Genomic DNA, 14,923 nt, shown 5'->3' with positions numbered 1-14,923 from the left:
GCGGGTCTTGCGTCCATCGGGTAGTGTAAAGCGCGTGCTATGGCTTCACCGGCGTGAGCTGGATCTCCTGCACCTTCGGCTCGCGTTCGGGGGTGAGCGTGAACTTCACGTTCACCGTGCCGCGCTCGCCGACCAGCGGGAAGGTGCCGCGCAAGCCGTTTTCGGCCTCGATCGGGCCGACCGAGGTGATCTTCCCGATCGGCGCCAGCGTGTCGCGCGCGTGCACGATCCAGTCTTCGCGCGAACGGTCGAGGAACAGGTTGTCGGCCGCGATCGCGCTGCCCAGGGCGGCATCCCAGGTTTGCACCAGCTGCGCCACCTGCGTGTGGCGCGTCGCCAGGATCGGCGACACGGCAATTGGCCGCGGGCCGAGGCCGGCGCGCTCGAGCAGGATGTGCAGCGCCTTGTTGGTCGGCCCGTACACCGGACCATAGCGCAGATTGGTGAAGGCGAACACCCCCACCCCGTGGCCGGGCGCGAAACGGAACTGGCTGCCGTAGCCGGGCAGTCCGCCCGCGTGGCCGGACGTGACCACGTCGCGGCTGTCGCGCGTCCAGTCCAGGCCATAGCTGTAGAAATGCACGCGCGGATTCGCGGTCTTGTTGTCGGTCGTGGTGCCCTTGGCGGCCAGGGTGGCGAACACCTGCGGCAGGTGCATCTCGCGCAGCGAGGCGCGGCGCAGCGGCCCGCGGTCAGGATCGTCACGGGCCGGCCACGCATCGAGGTGGAAGGCGATGTAGCGCGCGAAGTCGTCCGCCGTCGTGATCAGCCCGCCCATCGCGGCGCCGTCGCCATCGGGGAGGATCGGCTCCGTCTCCCAATGGTCGCGGTCCCAGCGGTATCCGAGCGCGAGCTTGCCCGGCGCGGCCTGCGTGTATTCCCAGCGCGTGTTGTTCATTCCCAGCGGCCGCAGGATCTCGCGGGTGACGTAATCCTGGAAGCGCATGCCGGATGCCTTGCTCACCACCTTGCCCAGCAGGATGTAGCCGAGGTTGCTGTACTCGTAGGCCTGCCCGGGAGCATTGGAGAACGACAGGCCGGCGCCCACCAGCTGCTCGATCCGGGCGTTCGACAGGGCCATCTGGCGGTCGCCCCAGGGATTGTCCTCGGGCAGTCCGGTAGTCATGGTCATCAGGTGGCGGATCGTCAGCGCGGGCGAATCGCGGGTCGGCAGCTGGACGCGGCGCAATTCAGGCAGATGATCGGCGACGGGATCGTCGAGCCGCAGCTTGCCCGCGTCACGCAGCTTCAGCGCCGCCATCGCCACGAAGCTCTTGCTCATCGAGGCGATGCGGAATTCGCTCGAACTGCTCACGGGAATCTTGCGCCCCACATCGGCCAGGCCGAGCGAACGGACGTGTACCAGCTTGCCGTCGAGGACCACGCCGTAGACCAGGCCAGGCAGGTGGGCCTTGTCGGCGAGCTCCGCGTACATCCTGTCGATTTCCGGGAGCAGCGCAGCCACGCGTTCGCCGCGGCCCTGCGCCTGCGGCTGAGCCGGGGCCTGTGCATGAAGGGGCGCGACGGCGGCGGCGCCAAGGACGACAACAAGGCTGTACAGGGCAAGACGGGATGGGCGGTGCATGCTGGTCCTCTCCGGTAGGCACGGTTCCAGCGAACGATTATGCCTCGATTCTCATGCTATTGAGCAAACAAAAGAGGGCGTCCTTATAACTTTTAAACATGGCGCAGGCGCATTCTTTCATCAACGCAGCTTATTCCCGGCCTATACTCTCGTTGCACAATCGAACGGTCTTTCAGCAGCAGCGAACCCATGGCACTCAATTACATCTGGACTGGATTCTTCCTCGTCGGCTTCGTCGCCGCCCTCGCGCAGTGGCTGTTCCTGGGCGATACCGAGATCTTCAAGCGCGTCATCGACGGCACCTTTTCCTCGGCCAAGATGGCCGTCATGGACATCGCCCTGCCGCTGGCCGGCGTCATGACGCTCTGGCTGGGGATCATGAACATCGGCGAAAAGGCCGGCGCCATCAATCTGTTCGCCCGCGTCATCGCGCCCTTCTTCTCGCGCATCTTCCCGGGTGTGCCGAAGGAGCATCCGGCCAACGGCCACATGGTGATGAACTTCTCGGCCAATATGCTGGGCCTGGACAATGCCGCCACGCCCTTCGGCCTGAAGGCCATGGAGAGCCTGCAGACCCTGAACCCGAGCAAGGACGAGGCCAGCGACGCCCAGATCATGTTCCTGGTGATCCAGACCTCGGGCCTGACCATCATCCCGCTGGCGATCATGGCCCAGCGCGCAATCCTGGGCGCGGCGAATCCGGCCGACATCTTCATCCCGACCCTGATCGCGACCTACTGCTCGACCATGACCGGCATCATCGCGGTCGGCCTGCGCCAGCGCATCAACCTGCTGCATCCCGCCGTGTTCGGCTGGATCGGCGGCATGACGGCCGTGATCGCGCTGCTGGTCTGGTACTTCACCGTCTTCCTCGACAAGTCGCAGATCGAGCTGGTCTCGGTGGTCACCGCCAACCTGATCCTGTTCTCGATCATCGCCGCCTTCATGATCGGCGCGCTGGTGAAAAAAGTGAACGTCTACGAGGCCTTCATCGAGGGCGCCAAGGGCGGCATCGAGACGTCGCTCAAGATCATCCCCTACTTGGTCGGCATGCTGGTGGCGATCAGCGTGGTGCGCAATTCGGGCATCCTGGGCATGATCGTGAACGGCTTCGCCTGGATCTTCCAGTCGCTCGGCCTGCCGACCGACTTCGTCGGCGCGCTGCCGACCGCGCTCATGAAACCGCTCTCGGGCAGCGGCTCGCGCGCCATGATGATCGACGCCATGACCACCTACGGGGTCGACTCTTTTGTTGGCCGCCTGGCCGGCATCCTGCAGGGCGCGGCCGATACGACCTTCTACATCGTGGCCCTGTATTTCGGCTCGGTCGGCATCCGCAAGACCCGCTACGCGATCGGCTACGGCCTGCTGGCCGACCTGGCCGGCGTCATCGCCGCCATCTTCGTCGCTTATCTCTTCTTCGCTTAGTACAGGTATATCAGGGAGTTCTCATGCTGCGCAACCTCGCCCTCGCCACCGTCCTCTTTGCCGCCTTCGGTTCTGCTTCAGCCCAGCTGCCGGCGCCCGTGGCCTCGGTACTGGCGCAGCAGGGCCTGAACGAAAGCGAGCTCGGGATCCTGGTCATGAAGGGCGACGCGATCGTGCTGGCCCACCAGGCCGACCGGCCGATGCAGCCGGCATCGACCATGAAGCTGGTCACGACCATGGTCAGCCTGGATCGCCTCGGTCCCGCCTTCCGCGGCCGCACCGAGCTGCGCACCAGCGGCGAGGTGGTGAAAGGCGTCCTGCGCGGGAACCTGGTGCTGAAGGGCGGCGCGGATGCCGACCTGTCCGGCGAAGACATCGAAAACATGCTGCGCGCCCTGCACTACCAGGGCATCCGCCGCATCGAGGGCGACCTGGTCCTCGACCGCGGCGTGTGGAACCCGGGCCGCCTGGACCAGGGCCTGCCGCCCTTCGACGAGTCGCCCGAGGCCTATTACAACGTCATCCCGGACCCGCTCCTCGTCAACAAGAACATGCTGCAGATCGACATGCGCTCCACGAACAAGCGCCTGAAGCTCGAGATGCAGCCGGAACTCGACCGCGTGTCCATCGGTTCGGACATGACCCTGGTCGACGCCGACTGCTCGAAATGGGAGGACGGCTGGAAGCTGCCGGAAGCGGTGCGCCGGAAGGATGGACGCATCAAGGTGATGCTGCACGGGACCTTCCCGAAGGACTGCGCGCGCAGCTACAGCATCAATGTGCTGGACCGCGACGACTACATCGAGCGCCTGTTCCGCCAGAAGTGGAAAGACCTGGGCGGGAAGTTCAGCGGCAAGGTCGTGACGGGCAGCGCGCCGCCGGACGCGCGCCTGCTGGCCGAACACAGCTCGCGCTCGCTGCCCGAGCTGGTGCGCGACACCAACAAGCCTTCCGACAACCTGCTGGCGCGCATCCTCTTCCTGAGCCTGGGCAGCCTGCAGTCCGATCCGGCGGCGGGCAGCTTCGCCGCGCCGGCCAGCGGCGAAACCACGCTGGCGCGCGCCGATGCCGCCGTGCGCGAGTGGATGCGCGAGCACCGCATCGACGATACCGGCTTCGTGATCGAGAACGGTTCCGGCCTGTCGCGCAGCGAGCGGATCACGCCGCAGCAGATGGCCTACCTGCTGCAGGCCGGCCTGCGCAGCAACTGGGCGCCCGAATTCCAGTCCAGCATGCCGATCGCGGCCATCGACGGCACCCTGCGCCGGCGCCTGCAGGGCACGGCGGCGGCGGGACGTGCGCGCCTGAAGACCGGGACCCTGCGCAACGTCGTCGCGCTGGCCGGCTATGTGCCGGATGCGGACGGCGTGCAGAACGTGTTCGTGGCGATGGTGAACAGCGAGCAGGCGGGCAATGGACGCGGACGCGCGGTGCTCGACGCGCTGGTGGACTGGGTGGCCCGCTCGGGCGCGGCCCAGGCCCCGGCGGCGCCGGCGGCGCCGGCGGCGCAGCCGATGGCCCCGACGCCCTGAGCCTTATAGACCCTGCTGCCTGAGCGCCTCGATCTCGAAGTCGCCGTCGTCCATCAGGCGCAGGCCGATGTCCTGGGTCGAGAGTCCCAGGCTGCGGCCCATCGAGATCAGGAGGCTCTGGCCCGGCACGTTACGCTGCGGGTCGAGTGCGTAGACCGGGTCTGCGAAGGCCTCGCCCGGGCTGACGATGGTCCAGCCCATGTCGCGGAACTGCCGGATCACATCGTCCAGCCACAGGGCGTTGATGAGGTTATGGTGCAGCAGCAGGACCTGGGCGATGTCGCGGCCCTGCAGGCGCTGCGACAGGGCGCGGTAGGCCAGCGCGCGCTGGCGGATGTGGGACAGGTAGGCCTGGCGGATCGGTTCGACATCCGCCCGGGGATTCTTCGCCAGCACCTCGACCAGCTTGTCGTTCAGGCGCCAGTCGCTGGTGTCGAGCGTAACGTAGGCATTGCGGTAGCCCTGCTCGCGCAGGAAGGCCTTCATGCCGTCGCGCTTCTCCGGCGTGTTCCCTTCGCGCAGATAGGTGTAGCGGAACCATTTTTGATAACCCGGCAGCGGGGCGACGATGCGGTCGCAGTCGCGCAGCTCCTGCTGGTACTGCGCAAGCCCGGTCTTCGCATTGTTCAGGTCGAGGTGGGTCATGGTGTGGTTCGCCACCACATGGCCGGCCTGTCCCCAGGCGCGCGCCAGCGCCAGGCCTTCGGGCCGGTCGGCGCCGTTTCCGCAGGTGACGAAGAGCGCGGCCCTGACCTTGTGCCTGGCCAGCGCGGCCAGCATGGCGCTGTTCCGCGCCTGGGGCGACAGGCGCGGGGTCTCGGACAGGGTCGGACCGTCGTCGAAGGTGAAGGCGACCGACTGCGCATGCAGCTGGGGCGCGAGGGCGAGGCAGGCTGCGGCGACGGCGCAGCGCAGGAGGGACAAAACGGGCGTCAAGGGCGGCTCCACGCAAACGGGATCGCCCTACTGTAGCCGCGCCGCCTGGCGCTGTCCAGTCAGCGGACCGGGCGCCGGCGCAGGCCCGCCAGCAGCGCCAGCCCGGCCAGGACCATGGCGCCGGACGCGGGTTCGGGCACCGGCAACTGGACGATGTCGAAGCGGGTCTGGTCGGTCCAGTACAGGAAGGTCTCCGATTCGTAGTGATACCCGTAGGAGTAGTCGTTTGCGCTCGCGCCGGTGCTCACGCTGCCGCCCCAGCCCGAGTAGAACTCGTCATAGCCGTACCAGCCGGCCGAGAAATCGAGCTCCCCGCCCAGGGTGTAGCTGAAGCGCCGGATGCTGCAGCGGCCATAGGGACTGGGCTCCGCCATGCACGGAAAATAATCCCTGCCCTGCACCGAGAACCCGCTCAGCTCTTCCAGGACGATGATGCCGTCGCCGTTCCGGTCTTCGCCGCTGAAGCTGCCGCCGAGCTGCATGCCGGGCTGCCAGCCCTCCGCCGTGTGATCCCCTTCCCACGTCGAATGGCTCTCCAAGGTCCAGTAGAAGCCCGTGTAACTGAAATCCCAGGTCGTCGGCTCGGCATGGACATGCCAGGCGGCGCCGGCCAGCAGGGAAGCAAGGAGGAGCTTGCGCATCGCGATTCTCCGTTGAGAGCTCGGGATGCCAGATTACTACCAGGGCGGGCGCGCACGCGTCCGCCTGTCGCGGCCACGCTACTCGGCAGCGGGAATCAGAGCACGCGGCGGTAGGTCGCCCGCACCAGTTCGCGGTCGCCGCAGTCGAAATGCCACCACTCGGTGTTGATGCCGAAGAAGCCCGCCGCCAGCATGCCTTCCCTCAGCAGGCGGCGGTTCGCCACCTGCTGGTCCGTGAGCTTGCCGGCCACCAGGAAGCCTTCTTCCAGCGCCGGGTGCGAGAGGTCGGTCATGTCGTCGAAGCCGGTGCCCATGTCGAGCTCTTCCCCGTTCTCGCCCTGCAGGGTGATGTCGAGCGCCATGCCGTAGGAGTGGATCGAGCCGCGCGCCGGGTTGGCCAGGTACATCTGCAGGCCGGTGCCATCCAATGCGTCCCACAGCTGCTGCTGCACCCGCTGCGGACGCAGGGCATCGAGGATCAGGGCCGTGTAGCCGGGCCGGCGTTCGGCCAGCCAGGCGACGAAGGTTTCCAGCGCGGCCGCCGCATCGACGTGCAGCCAGGCGCAGTCGTAGGGCGAGTACAGGTCGCGTCCGACGAAGTTGTTGGGCGTCGCGTAGCGCAGGTCGATCGCGATCCCCTTGATACTGGTGAGATGGCGGAATTCAGGGCTGCCGGCGATGTCTTCGCTGGCGACGGACAGGGTCATGCACTACCTTTTTTTTCGAGCAGGGCGCGCGCGGTCGCGCCGATACAGTTGGCCAGCTCCCGCGCCCCGTGCGACAAGGGGGAATGGCTGGCGGTGAGCAGATACAGGTGGACCGGCATCGCCGGCGACCACGGACGGCACTGCACCCTGGCCGGGTCGGCCGAGGCGGCGGTGAAGGGATCGAGCACGGCCTTGCCGGCGCCGGCTTCGACCAGCGAGCGGGCGATCTGGTAGGTCTGCACCACGGTGTGGAAGACCGGCTGCACGCCCTGCGCCTCGCAGGCGGCGACGACGATCTCTCCCAGCGGGTCGCCGTCGGTCAGGCCGATCAGTTCTCCGCTGAGGCCTTCGGCGGTGAAGGGCTTCGACGCTTCTTCTTCCGACCAGGTGCCGGCGGGCGCCATCACGGTGAGCATGCCGTGGGCGATCGGTTCGGCCACGATGCCCGGGTGGCGCGGATCCTGCAGCGAGAGCGCGAGGTCGGCTTCGCCCAGGCGCAGCGCGTTCACGATCTCGCTGGTGTGGTGGGTGGACAGTTCGCAACGCGCCTGCGGGAAATCGCGGCGCCACACCGTCATCGCCTGCGGCAGCACGCTGATCGCGATGGTCGGCGTCGACACCAGGCGCACCGTCTCCACCGCGCGGCTCTTGAGGCTGGCGGCCAGGCGGCGGATGCCCTGCAGGTCGCGGTTCAGCTTCTCGGTCTCGGCGAACAGGCGGTGCGCTTCCGGCTTCGGATACAGCTTGCCGCGCACCCGCTCGAACAGCGGCATGCCGAGCTGGAGCTCGGCGTGCTGCAGCACCTTGGTCACCGCGGGCTGCGAGATGTGGAGAACCTGGGCGGCACCGCTGATGGTACCGACCTGCATGATGGCGTGGAAAACTTCGATATGACGCAGGCGCATCGCTTCATCCTTCTGTAAAGACTCCGCGCCTGGAGCGCGGATGTGTCGAAGGATACATGTAAACCCTGGCTGCGGCGACCGTCACGGCGTGTTCACGACAGCCGGGTTGGCGGGCCCCGCGGGCAGCGGCGTCGGCGGCGTGGCCGGCGTCGGGACCGGCGCCGGGGTGGCCGGATTCGGCAGCGGCACAGGCGCGGCCGGGGCCGGGGCCGTTTCGGGCACCACGGGAACCGGCGCCGTCGCCGGCGGCAGCGCCGGAACCGGGCTGGTGATCACCGGCGGCGTCACGACCGGCAGCGGCGCATTCGCCGGCGTCGTCAATACTTCCAGCAGGGCCGCAGTCTCCGCGTCCATATTGCCCGATATGTCGCGCGGGCGGTACTTCATCTGGAAGGCCGACAGCACGGTGATGGTCTGCTTGTCGAAGATGCCGGTTTGCTGGATGCCGAAGCCGTGGGTGGCCAGCTTGCGCTGGAACCAGGCCACGTCGGGCAGGGTCGCCTCGAAAATCGGGCGCACCAGCGCCACGCGGTTCGCATCCGGCCACAGCACCAGGCCTTCCTGCGCCAGGCGCGCCCACGGGAACAGCGGACCCGGGTCCTGCTTGCGCAGCGGCGCGATGTCGCTGTGGCCCAGCACGTTCTCGGGCGCGATGCCGTTGCGCTGGACGATGTCCTTCACCAGCACCATGAGCGCATCCACCTGCGCCTGCGGGAAGGGCGCGTAGACGCGGCCCTGCGGGGTGTCCTTCCAGCCGGCGTTGACGATCTCGATGCCGATCGAGCTGTTGTTCAGCTGCGTGTACTGCTTCCAGCTCGAGACGCCCGCGTGGTAGGCCGAGCGGGTCTCGTCCACCAGGCGGTAGATGATGGGCTGCGGATCGTCGGTGAGCAGGTAGTGGGCGCTCACCTGCTGCTCGGTCAGGATCTTGATCGAGGTCGGCTTGTCGGCCACCGTGTAGTGCAGGACCAGGAAGCGCGCGCGGCTCGACTGGCCCTTGGCGTTGTAGGTGGTGTCGATCTGCGGGCCCTTGGGCGCGGTCGCGCAGCCGGCCAGCAGGGCGAGGATGACGGGGACGATCAGGATTTTCATTCTGCGGATCCTTGTTGGATTTTTAACTGGAGCACTGGCCGAGGGCCAGGCGCGCCGCCGCGTAATGGGCGCACACGCCGGTCTGGCTGAGCGTGATGTCGGGCGGCAGGGCCGCGCGCATGGTGTCGACGATGGCCGGGTGCAGTTCGGCGGCGCGGCCGGCCAGCGCCACCGGGCGCGGACCGAAGCGCTGGATCAGGGCCGTCGCCAGGCGCGCCAGTTCCTGGCCGGCTTCGCGCAGGATGGCGGCGGCGGCCGGGTCGCGTTCGGCGGTGGCGGCCACGGCGATCGCCAGCTTGCCCACTTCGCCGCGCTCGCGGCCGTAAATGAACTGGCGCGAGAACGACCAGTCCGAGCCGCCCACGTGCTGGAACACGGCGTGCGCCATGGGCGAGGATTCCCAGGCGCCCGGACGTTCGTCTTCCAGGCGCCAGATGTGGCGCAGCGCTTCGCGTGCGATCCAGAAGCCGCCGCCGCCGTCGTCCAGCACCACGCCGCGCCCACCGGCGCGGTGGAAGCTGCCCCGGGCGTCGATGAAGGCGCCGATCGAGCCGGTGCCGGCATACACGAGGTAGCCGTCGCCGGGGCGGAAGCTGGCGAGGTAGGCGATCTCGATGTCGTTGGAGAAGACCAGCGCCTGCGGTTCCAGGCCGAGCTGTTCGCCCAGCCAGCGCTGCAGGGGCTCCGCTTCGCCGCCGAAGCCGGTCAGGCCGGCGCGCACCGCCACCGGGCGGCCATGCGCCAGCACCGCGCGCGCGATGGCAGCAAAAGTAGCCTGCACCGCTTCGCGCCCTTCGCCGGAACCCAGCTGCAGCGCCGACAGGCCGCCGGTCGTGCCTTCGGCGACGATGCGGCCGCCCGGGCCGGCGAGGGCCCAGCGGGTCTGGGTGCCGCCGGCGTCGATGCCGAGGCCGAGGGGCTCAGTGCTGTCTTGCTGCTGTTCGGGATCGTGCATAGCCCGCGAGTGTACGTTGTGGTCGCGCCGGCACGCGAATGAATGCTGGCGCTGTGTGCATGAACAAAGGTTATGAGCTTTTCACGCTCAGGGCCTGCGCCAGGCCTGCACGCGCGCGCCCTCGTTGCCGAGGCGGTCGACCGGGCTCACGTAGACCAGGTCGGCCGCGCCCAGCTTGCCGTCATCCGGCACCGTCCAGTCTACACGCGAAGCCGGCACGACGTCGAAGCGCCACTCTCCACCGTGGCGCGACCACACCGCATACAGCGCGGTCGCCTTGCCCGCCTTGAGCTTGAGCCTGACGCCGCCCTTGGCGGGCGCCCCACTGACCTGGGGCGTGCCGGGGCGCTCGCCAGCCAGCCAGGTGGTGGCCGGGACCAGGGCCGGGCCGGTGTAGATGCCGCTTCTCAGCTTGTCGCTGATGCCCTTGCGGTTCTGGGTGAGCGCGATCATGCTGAAGTGAACGTGGCCGGTTGCCCGCTGCCGCTGGCGCGTCAGCGCGATCTGGTCCAGGATCTCCTGCGGCTCGTAGGTCTTGGTGGGCGCCGGCGCCCCGATGCGGCTGGTGAACAGGCCCGGCCACATGTGGCGGCCCTGCGGGTTCTGGCTGATCCAGTAGTCGAGCAGCACCGGGTAGGATTGCGCGGTCTGGGCAATCGGCCAGTACAGCTGCGGGACGAAATAATCGAGCCAGCCCTTTTCCAGCCACAGCTCGGCGTCCGCATACAGCTTGTCGTACTGCGAGAAGCCGTTGATGCCCGGCGGGCGGCGGTCCGGGCGGCCCATGCCGAAGGGGCTGATGCCGAAGCGCACCCAGCTCTTTTCACGGTGGATGCCCTTGTACATCGCCTCGATCAGGCGGTTCACGTTGTCGCGGCGCCAGGAGGGGCGATCGAGCTTGCCGCCGCCGGCCAGGTAGCGTTCCCAGGCCGGGGTATCGGGGAAGTCGAGTTCCTTCGAGGCCGGCTTGCCGTTGCCGTCCAGGGCCTGCGCATTGCCGGCGACTTCCGGCGCCTCGATCGGGTAGGGGTAGAAATAGTCGTCGATGTGCACGCCGTCGATGTCGTAGCGGCGCACCACGTCGAGGATCACGTCCATGGTCTGCTTCGAGGCCGCTTCCTCGCCCGGGTCCATCCACATGAACTTCCCGTAGCGCTTCACGGCCGAGGGAATGGTGTTGGTGATGTGGTTCGGCGCCGCCGGCGAACGGGCGTTGTCGTGGCGCGCGCGGTAGGGGTTGAACCAGGCGTGCAGCTCCAGGCCGCGCGCATGCGCTTCACGCACCCAGAAGGCGAGCGGGTCGTACCAGGGCGAGGGCGGCTTGCCCTGGGCGCCGGTCAGGTATTCGGTCCAGGGCTCGATCTTCGAGGGATAGATCGCGTCGGCCGACGGACGCACCTGCAGCACGATGGCGTTCAGGTTCAGGCTGACCGCGCGCTCGAGAATGGCGATGGCTTCCGCCTGCTGCTGCGCTGCCGGCAGGCCCGGCTTGCTCGGCCAGTCGATGTTGGCTACCGTCGAGACCCAGGCGGCGCGGAATTCGCGCGGGGCCGCCGGCGGGAGCTCACCCGTGGCGCCGGCGCCGCCATCGGGCGCGGTCGGCTGCGTGGTGCAGGCGGTCAGGAATCCGCCCATCGCCAGGGCGCCGCCGAGCAGGCCGAGGGTGAGGCTGCGTTTTTTCAGGTTGGGCTTCAAGTCCACTCCTTTTTCAGACTTTGACGAACCACCGCTTGCGCCACATGCCGTAGGCGATCGCGAACATGCAGGCGTTGAAGAGGATGGCGTATAACAGGGAAGTGTTGGCAGCGCCGATGGGCAGCGCCTTGAGAGGCGCATACAGGGTGCTGCCAAGCGAATGCCGGCTGCCGTCAGGCTGCGCGAGCTTGATGAATCCAAGCATCTTGGCGACGAAGCCGGAGAAGGCGAAGATGAACAGCGCGTTCATCCCATAGATGACGAAAGGTTTGGCCCACCTGCCCGCGCGTTCGCGCACGATGGCATGGGGATTGGCATCGAGCAGCCAGTAGAAGACGCCGAAGGCGAGCAGCGCCCAGCCGGTCATCCACAGGCAGAAAGACACCGTCCACAGGCTCTTGTTGATCGGCATGAGCACGGCATCCAGGCTCGAGCCCAGGGCCAGGAAGACCAGGCCGGCGAACAGCATCCAGGCCGTCTGCTCGGTGCGCGGCAGCTCGAGGGCCAGCACGCGGCCGGCAAGCACGCCGAACAGCTGGCTGCACAGGGCGGGAATGGTGGAGACCAGGCCTTCCGGGTCCCAGGTTTTGGCCTGCGCCCACAGGTGGCCGCCCAGCAGCATGCGGTCGACCCAGGCGCCGAAGTCCTGGCCCGGCTCGAGCACGCCCGCGCCGATGCCGGGCACCGGCACCCACAGCATCAGCGCCGAATACAGCGCCAGCAAGGCGGTAATCACGGCCAGCTGCGCGCGCCAGCCCAGGTAGACGACGATGGGCGCGGCCAGCACCGTGCACAGGGCGATGCGCTGCAAGACGCCGGGAATGCGCACGGTGTCGAAGTCGAAGTTCGGGATGAGATTCAGCAGGAAGCCGATCAGGAAGATGAGAGAGGCGCGTTTGGTGAGCTTGAGCAGCAGGCCCGGCCTGTCGGTGCCGGCGGCGGCGAGCCGGCCCAGCGACAGGGTCATGGCGCCCCCGCCGATGAACAGGAAGAAGGGGAAGATGCAGTCGGTGAAGGTCCAGCCGTTCCACTTGGCGTGGGCCAGCTGGGCGTGGAGATTGCCCCAGTCGCCGGGATTATTCACGAGCGCCATGGCCGCGATCGTGAAGCCGCGGAAGGCGTCGAGGGACATCAGGCGCACCGGTGCATCGCGCATTGCCGCGTCGTCTCCTTGTTGTAGTGGTCTTACTTCTTGCCGAACTCGGGGTCGATCTTCACCAATGCCGCCATGATGAAGGCCGGGATCGTCGACAGGCACGCCCAGATGAAGAAGTGCTTGTAGCCGAGGTATTCCTGCAGGTCGCCGCTCCACATCCCCGGCACCATCATGCCGAGCGCCATCAGGCCGGTGCAGATCGCATAGTGCGCCGTCTTGTGCTCCCCTTCGCACACCATGATCATGTAGAGCAGCATCGCGGTGAAGCCGAAGCCGTAGCCGAACTGCTCGATCGCGAGCGAGGCGCAGACCACGGCGAAGCTGGTCGGCTGGGCCTGCGACAGGTAGACGAAGACCAGGTCGGGCAGGTGCACGGCGAAGACCATCAGCCACAGGCAGCGCTTGAGCCCCAGGCGCGAGATCAGGTAGCCGCCGGCCAGGCCGCCCAGGGTCAGGAAGGCGATGCCGATGGTGCCGTAGGCGATGCCGTACTGCTCGGTGGTGAGCCCCAGGCCGCCTTTTACCAAAGGGTCCTTCAGGAAGGGGGCGACGAGTTTCAGCAGCTGCGCCTCGCCGAGGCGGAAGGTGAGGATGAAGCCGAGGATCAGCCAGATGTCGCGCTTGCGGAAGAACAGCGCGAAGGTGACGAAGAAGTCGCGCAGCGGATTGCTGGTCCCCTTCACCTTATGGTCGCTGTCGGGTTTCGGCAGGATCATCCCGTGCCACAGGAAGGCCGCGAAGAACAGGACCGCCAGCACGAAGAACACGATCGACCAGGCCTGGTTGACGTCGCCCAGCTGGGTCGCCAGGTAACCCGCCAGCACCACCAGCGGCCCCTGTCCGGCCAGGGTGGCCAGGCGATAGAAGGTCGAGCGCACGCCCACGAAGGCCGCCTGCTGCTGCTGGCGCAGGCCCAGCATGTAGAAGCCGTCGGCCGAGATGTCGTGAGTGGCGGAGCTGAAGGCCATCAGCCACATCACGGCGAGACTCGCCACGAAGAAGTTCGGCAGGTGCAGCGCCAGGCCCACCGCCACCAGGGAGGCCGCCACGGCCAGCTGCAGCAGCACGGTCCAGCGGCGCTTGGTGCCGAACATGTCGACGATCGGCGACCACAGGGGCTTGATCACCCAGGGCAGGTACAGCAGGCTCGTATAGAAGGCGATGTCGGAGTTCGACACGCCCATGTCCTTGTACATGATGACCGAGAGGCTCATCACCACCACGTAGGGGATGGCCTGGGCGAAGTAGAGGGAGGGGACCCACAGCCACGGGGACTTGACGTTCTCTTTGTGCATTCTCTGTCTCGTGGTCGGCGGGCTGCCCCGCTCTTATGCGATGGCGTCGCGCACGCTGCCGCGTGACGCTTCCAACAGGGCCTGCGCCTGCTCGACACTGGTTTGTTTGATCAAGGCCACGATCGCGGTCTTGACGTGGTAGCCGCACTGCTCCAGCACCGCCTTCGCGGCCGCCTCGTCGGCGCCGCTGGCGAATGCGGTCAGGCGGATGGCGCGTCGCACCAGCTTGGCATTGGTAGCCCGGAAGTCTACCATCAGGTTGCCGTAAACCTTGTTCAAACGCACCATCAGGCCGCTGGAGAAGGTGTTCAGCGCGATCTTCTGCGAGGTGCCCGCTTTCAGGCGGGTGGAGCCGGAGATGATTTCCGACCCCGTGTCCAGCACCACGCCGATCTCGGCCTCGTTCGCGACCGGCGCGTCGGCATTGTTCGAGAAGCCGATGGTCAGCGCCCCTGCGCTGCGTGCGGCGCGCAGGGCGCCCAGCACATAGGGCGTGAAGCCGGAAGCGGCCAGCAGCAGCACGACGTCGCCGGCGTCCACCTTCACGCTCGCCAGGTCCGCCGCGCCCTGGTCATGATCGTCTTCCGCGCCCTCGACCGCCACGAACATCGCGCTCTCGCCGCCGGCCAGCAGGGCCACGGCGCGGCCGTGCGGCCAGGAGAAGGTCGGGTTCAGCTCGACGCTGTCGAGCACACCGAGGCGGCCCGAGGTGCCGGCGCCGACATAGATCAGGCGCCCGCCCGCTTCGATGCGCGGCAGGGCGGCGGTGATGGCGGCGGCGATGCGTGGCGCGGCTGCGCGCACGGCCTCGACGGCCTTGACCTGGTCGTCCACGAAGACGTTCACCAGTTCCGTGGTCGGGTACTGGTCGAGGGTGGCGTGGTCCCGGGCCGGGGTTTCGGTTTTCAGCATGGCCGTGTCTTCTTGATGGGCAGTAGTCGATAAAACCAGTGTAATACCAATGCCTGGGGCGGTCCCATGAAAGCTGCACCCGTC

General features: G+C 67.6%; 13 protein-coding genes. 2 read left to right on the top strand and 11 right to left on the bottom strand.

From position 1 onward, the window contains the following. Positions 1 to 37: 37 nt before the first annotated feature. The gene (locus tag NX780_RS07695) at positions 38 to 1,585 is read right to left on the bottom strand and encodes a serine hydrolase domain-containing protein (RefSeq protein ID WP_258827278.1); all 1,548 of its coding nucleotides are present in this window, start codon (positions 1,583 to 1,585) and stop codon (positions 38 to 40) included. 189 nt (positions 1,586 to 1,774) lie between these two features. Here NX780_RS07695 and NX780_RS07690 point away from each other — a divergent pair, with 189 nt between their 5' ends. Together NX780_RS07690 and dacB are read left to right on the top strand one after the other, a co-directional pair. Next, positions 1,775 to 3,013 (top strand): spore maturation protein, encoded by a 1,239-nt coding sequence (locus tag NX780_RS07690; RefSeq protein WP_258827277.1) that lies wholly within the window; start codon positions 1,775 to 1,777, stop codon positions 3,011 to 3,013. 23 nt (positions 3,014 to 3,036) lie between these two features. Continuing rightward, the gene (gene dacB, locus NX780_RS07685; protein ID WP_258827276.1) at positions 3,037 to 4,545 is read left to right on the top strand and encodes a D-alanyl-D-alanine carboxypeptidase/D-alanyl-D-alanine endopeptidase; all 1,509 of its coding nucleotides are present in this window, start codon (positions 3,037 to 3,039) and stop codon (positions 4,543 to 4,545) included. A gap of 3 nt (positions 4,546 to 4,548) precedes the next feature. On the opposite strand, the gene NX780_RS07680 is transcribed toward dacB, so the two are convergent. From NX780_RS07680 to NX780_RS07635, 10 genes are all read right to left on the bottom strand, one after another. Beyond that, positions 4,549 to 5,481, bottom strand: coding sequence for a polysaccharide deacetylase family protein (locus tag NX780_RS07680; protein ID WP_258827275.1), 933 nt, complete (start codon positions 5,479 to 5,481; stop codon positions 4,549 to 4,551). 59 nt (positions 5,482 to 5,540) lie between these two features. Then, positions 5,541 to 6,122, bottom strand: a complete 582-nt coding sequence (locus NX780_RS07675; RefSeq protein ID WP_258827274.1) for a PEP-CTERM sorting domain-containing protein — start codon at positions 6,120 to 6,122, stop codon at positions 5,541 to 5,543. Positions 6,123 to 6,217: 95 nt separating this feature from the next. Continuing rightward, the gene (locus NX780_RS07670; protein ID WP_258827273.1) at positions 6,218 to 6,829 is read right to left on the bottom strand and encodes a M15 family metallopeptidase; all 612 of its coding nucleotides are present in this window, start codon (positions 6,827 to 6,829) and stop codon (positions 6,218 to 6,220) included. Beyond that, positions 6,826 to 7,734, bottom strand: coding sequence for a LysR family transcriptional regulator (locus NX780_RS07665; protein WP_258827272.1), 909 nt, complete (start codon positions 7,732 to 7,734; stop codon positions 6,826 to 6,828). The genes NX780_RS07670 and NX780_RS07665 overlap by 4 nt, the downstream gene beginning before the upstream one ends. 81 nt (positions 7,735 to 7,815) lie before the next feature. Then, positions 7,816 to 8,826 (bottom strand): N-acetylmuramoyl-L-alanine amidase, encoded by a 1,011-nt coding sequence (locus NX780_RS07660; RefSeq protein WP_307732710.1) that lies wholly within the window; start codon positions 8,824 to 8,826, stop codon positions 7,816 to 7,818. A gap of 22 nt (positions 8,827 to 8,848) precedes the next feature. Next, positions 8,849 to 9,781, bottom strand: coding sequence for an N-acetylglucosamine kinase (locus tag NX780_RS07655; protein ID WP_258827271.1), 933 nt, complete (start codon positions 9,779 to 9,781; stop codon positions 8,849 to 8,851). Between the two features lie 87 nt (positions 9,782 to 9,868). Next, complete coding sequence (locus tag NX780_RS07650; RefSeq protein WP_258827270.1) at positions 9,869 to 11,476, bottom strand: glycoside hydrolase family 10-like protein; 1,608 nt, start codon at positions 11,474 to 11,476, stop codon at positions 9,869 to 9,871. Positions 11,477 to 11,489: 13 nt separating this feature from the next. Beyond that, positions 11,490 to 12,632 carry an acyltransferase family protein gene (locus tag NX780_RS07645; RefSeq protein ID WP_258827269.1) on the bottom strand — a complete coding sequence of 381 codons (1,143 nt, stop codon included), beginning with the start codon at positions 12,630 to 12,632 and terminating at the stop codon, positions 11,490 to 11,492. A 29-nt stretch (positions 12,633 to 12,661) separates the two neighbouring features. Beyond that, a complete protein-coding gene (locus NX780_RS07640) occupies positions 12,662 to 13,927 on the bottom strand; it encodes an MFS transporter (RefSeq protein WP_258827268.1) in 1,266 nt (421 codons plus the stop codon). A gap of 33 nt (positions 13,928 to 13,960) precedes the next feature. Further along, positions 13,961 to 14,878 (bottom strand): N-acetylmuramic acid 6-phosphate etherase, encoded by a 918-nt coding sequence (locus tag NX780_RS07635; RefSeq protein ID WP_258827459.1) that lies wholly within the window; start codon positions 14,876 to 14,878, stop codon positions 13,961 to 13,963. Between the last annotated feature and the right edge of the window lie 45 nt (positions 14,879 to 14,923).

Origin of the sequence: Massilia agri, from assembly GCF_024753255.1 — a bacterium.
GTDB classification, from domain to species: Bacteria; Pseudomonadota; Gammaproteobacteria; order Burkholderiales; family Burkholderiaceae_D; genus Telluria; species Telluria agri.
The sequence above is the reverse complement of the archived record's forward strand: the minus strand, read 5'-3'. Positions and strand labels throughout refer to the sequence as shown.

Coding starts and splice junctions, on each gene's coding strand:
- NX780_RS07670 (WP_258827273.1), bottom strand. CDS start 6,829: ATGACCCTGTCCGTCGCCAGCGAAGACATCGCCGGCAGCCCTGAATTC.
- NX780_RS07690 (WP_258827277.1), top strand. CDS start 1,775: ATGGCACTCAATTACATCTGGACTGGATTCTTCCTCGTCGGCTTCGTC.
- NX780_RS07695 (WP_258827278.1), bottom strand. CDS start 1,585: ATGCACCGCCCATCCCGTCTTGCCCTGTACAGCCTTGTTGTCGTCCTT.
- NX780_RS07655 (WP_258827271.1), bottom strand. CDS start 9,781: ATGCACGATCCCGAACAGCAGCAAGACAGCACTGAGCCCCTCGGCCTC.
- NX780_RS07660 (WP_307732710.1), bottom strand. CDS start 8,826: ATGAAAATCCTGATCGTCCCCGTCATCCTCGCCCTGCTGGCCGGCTGC.
- NX780_RS07665 (WP_258827272.1), bottom strand. CDS start 7,734: ATGCGCCTGCGTCATATCGAAGTTTTCCACGCCATCATGCAGGTCGGT.
- NX780_RS07640 (WP_258827268.1), bottom strand. CDS start 13,927: ATGCACAAAGAGAACGTCAAGTCCCCGTGGCTGTGGGTCCCCTCCCTC.
- NX780_RS07645 (WP_258827269.1), bottom strand. CDS start 12,632: ATGCGCGATGCACCGGTGCGCCTGATGTCCCTCGACGCCTTCCGCGGC.
- NX780_RS07675 (WP_258827274.1), bottom strand. CDS start 6,122: ATGCGCAAGCTCCTCCTTGCTTCCCTGCTGGCCGGCGCCGCCTGGCAT.
- dacB (WP_258827276.1), top strand. CDS start 3,037: ATGCTGCGCAACCTCGCCCTCGCCACCGTCCTCTTTGCCGCCTTCGGT.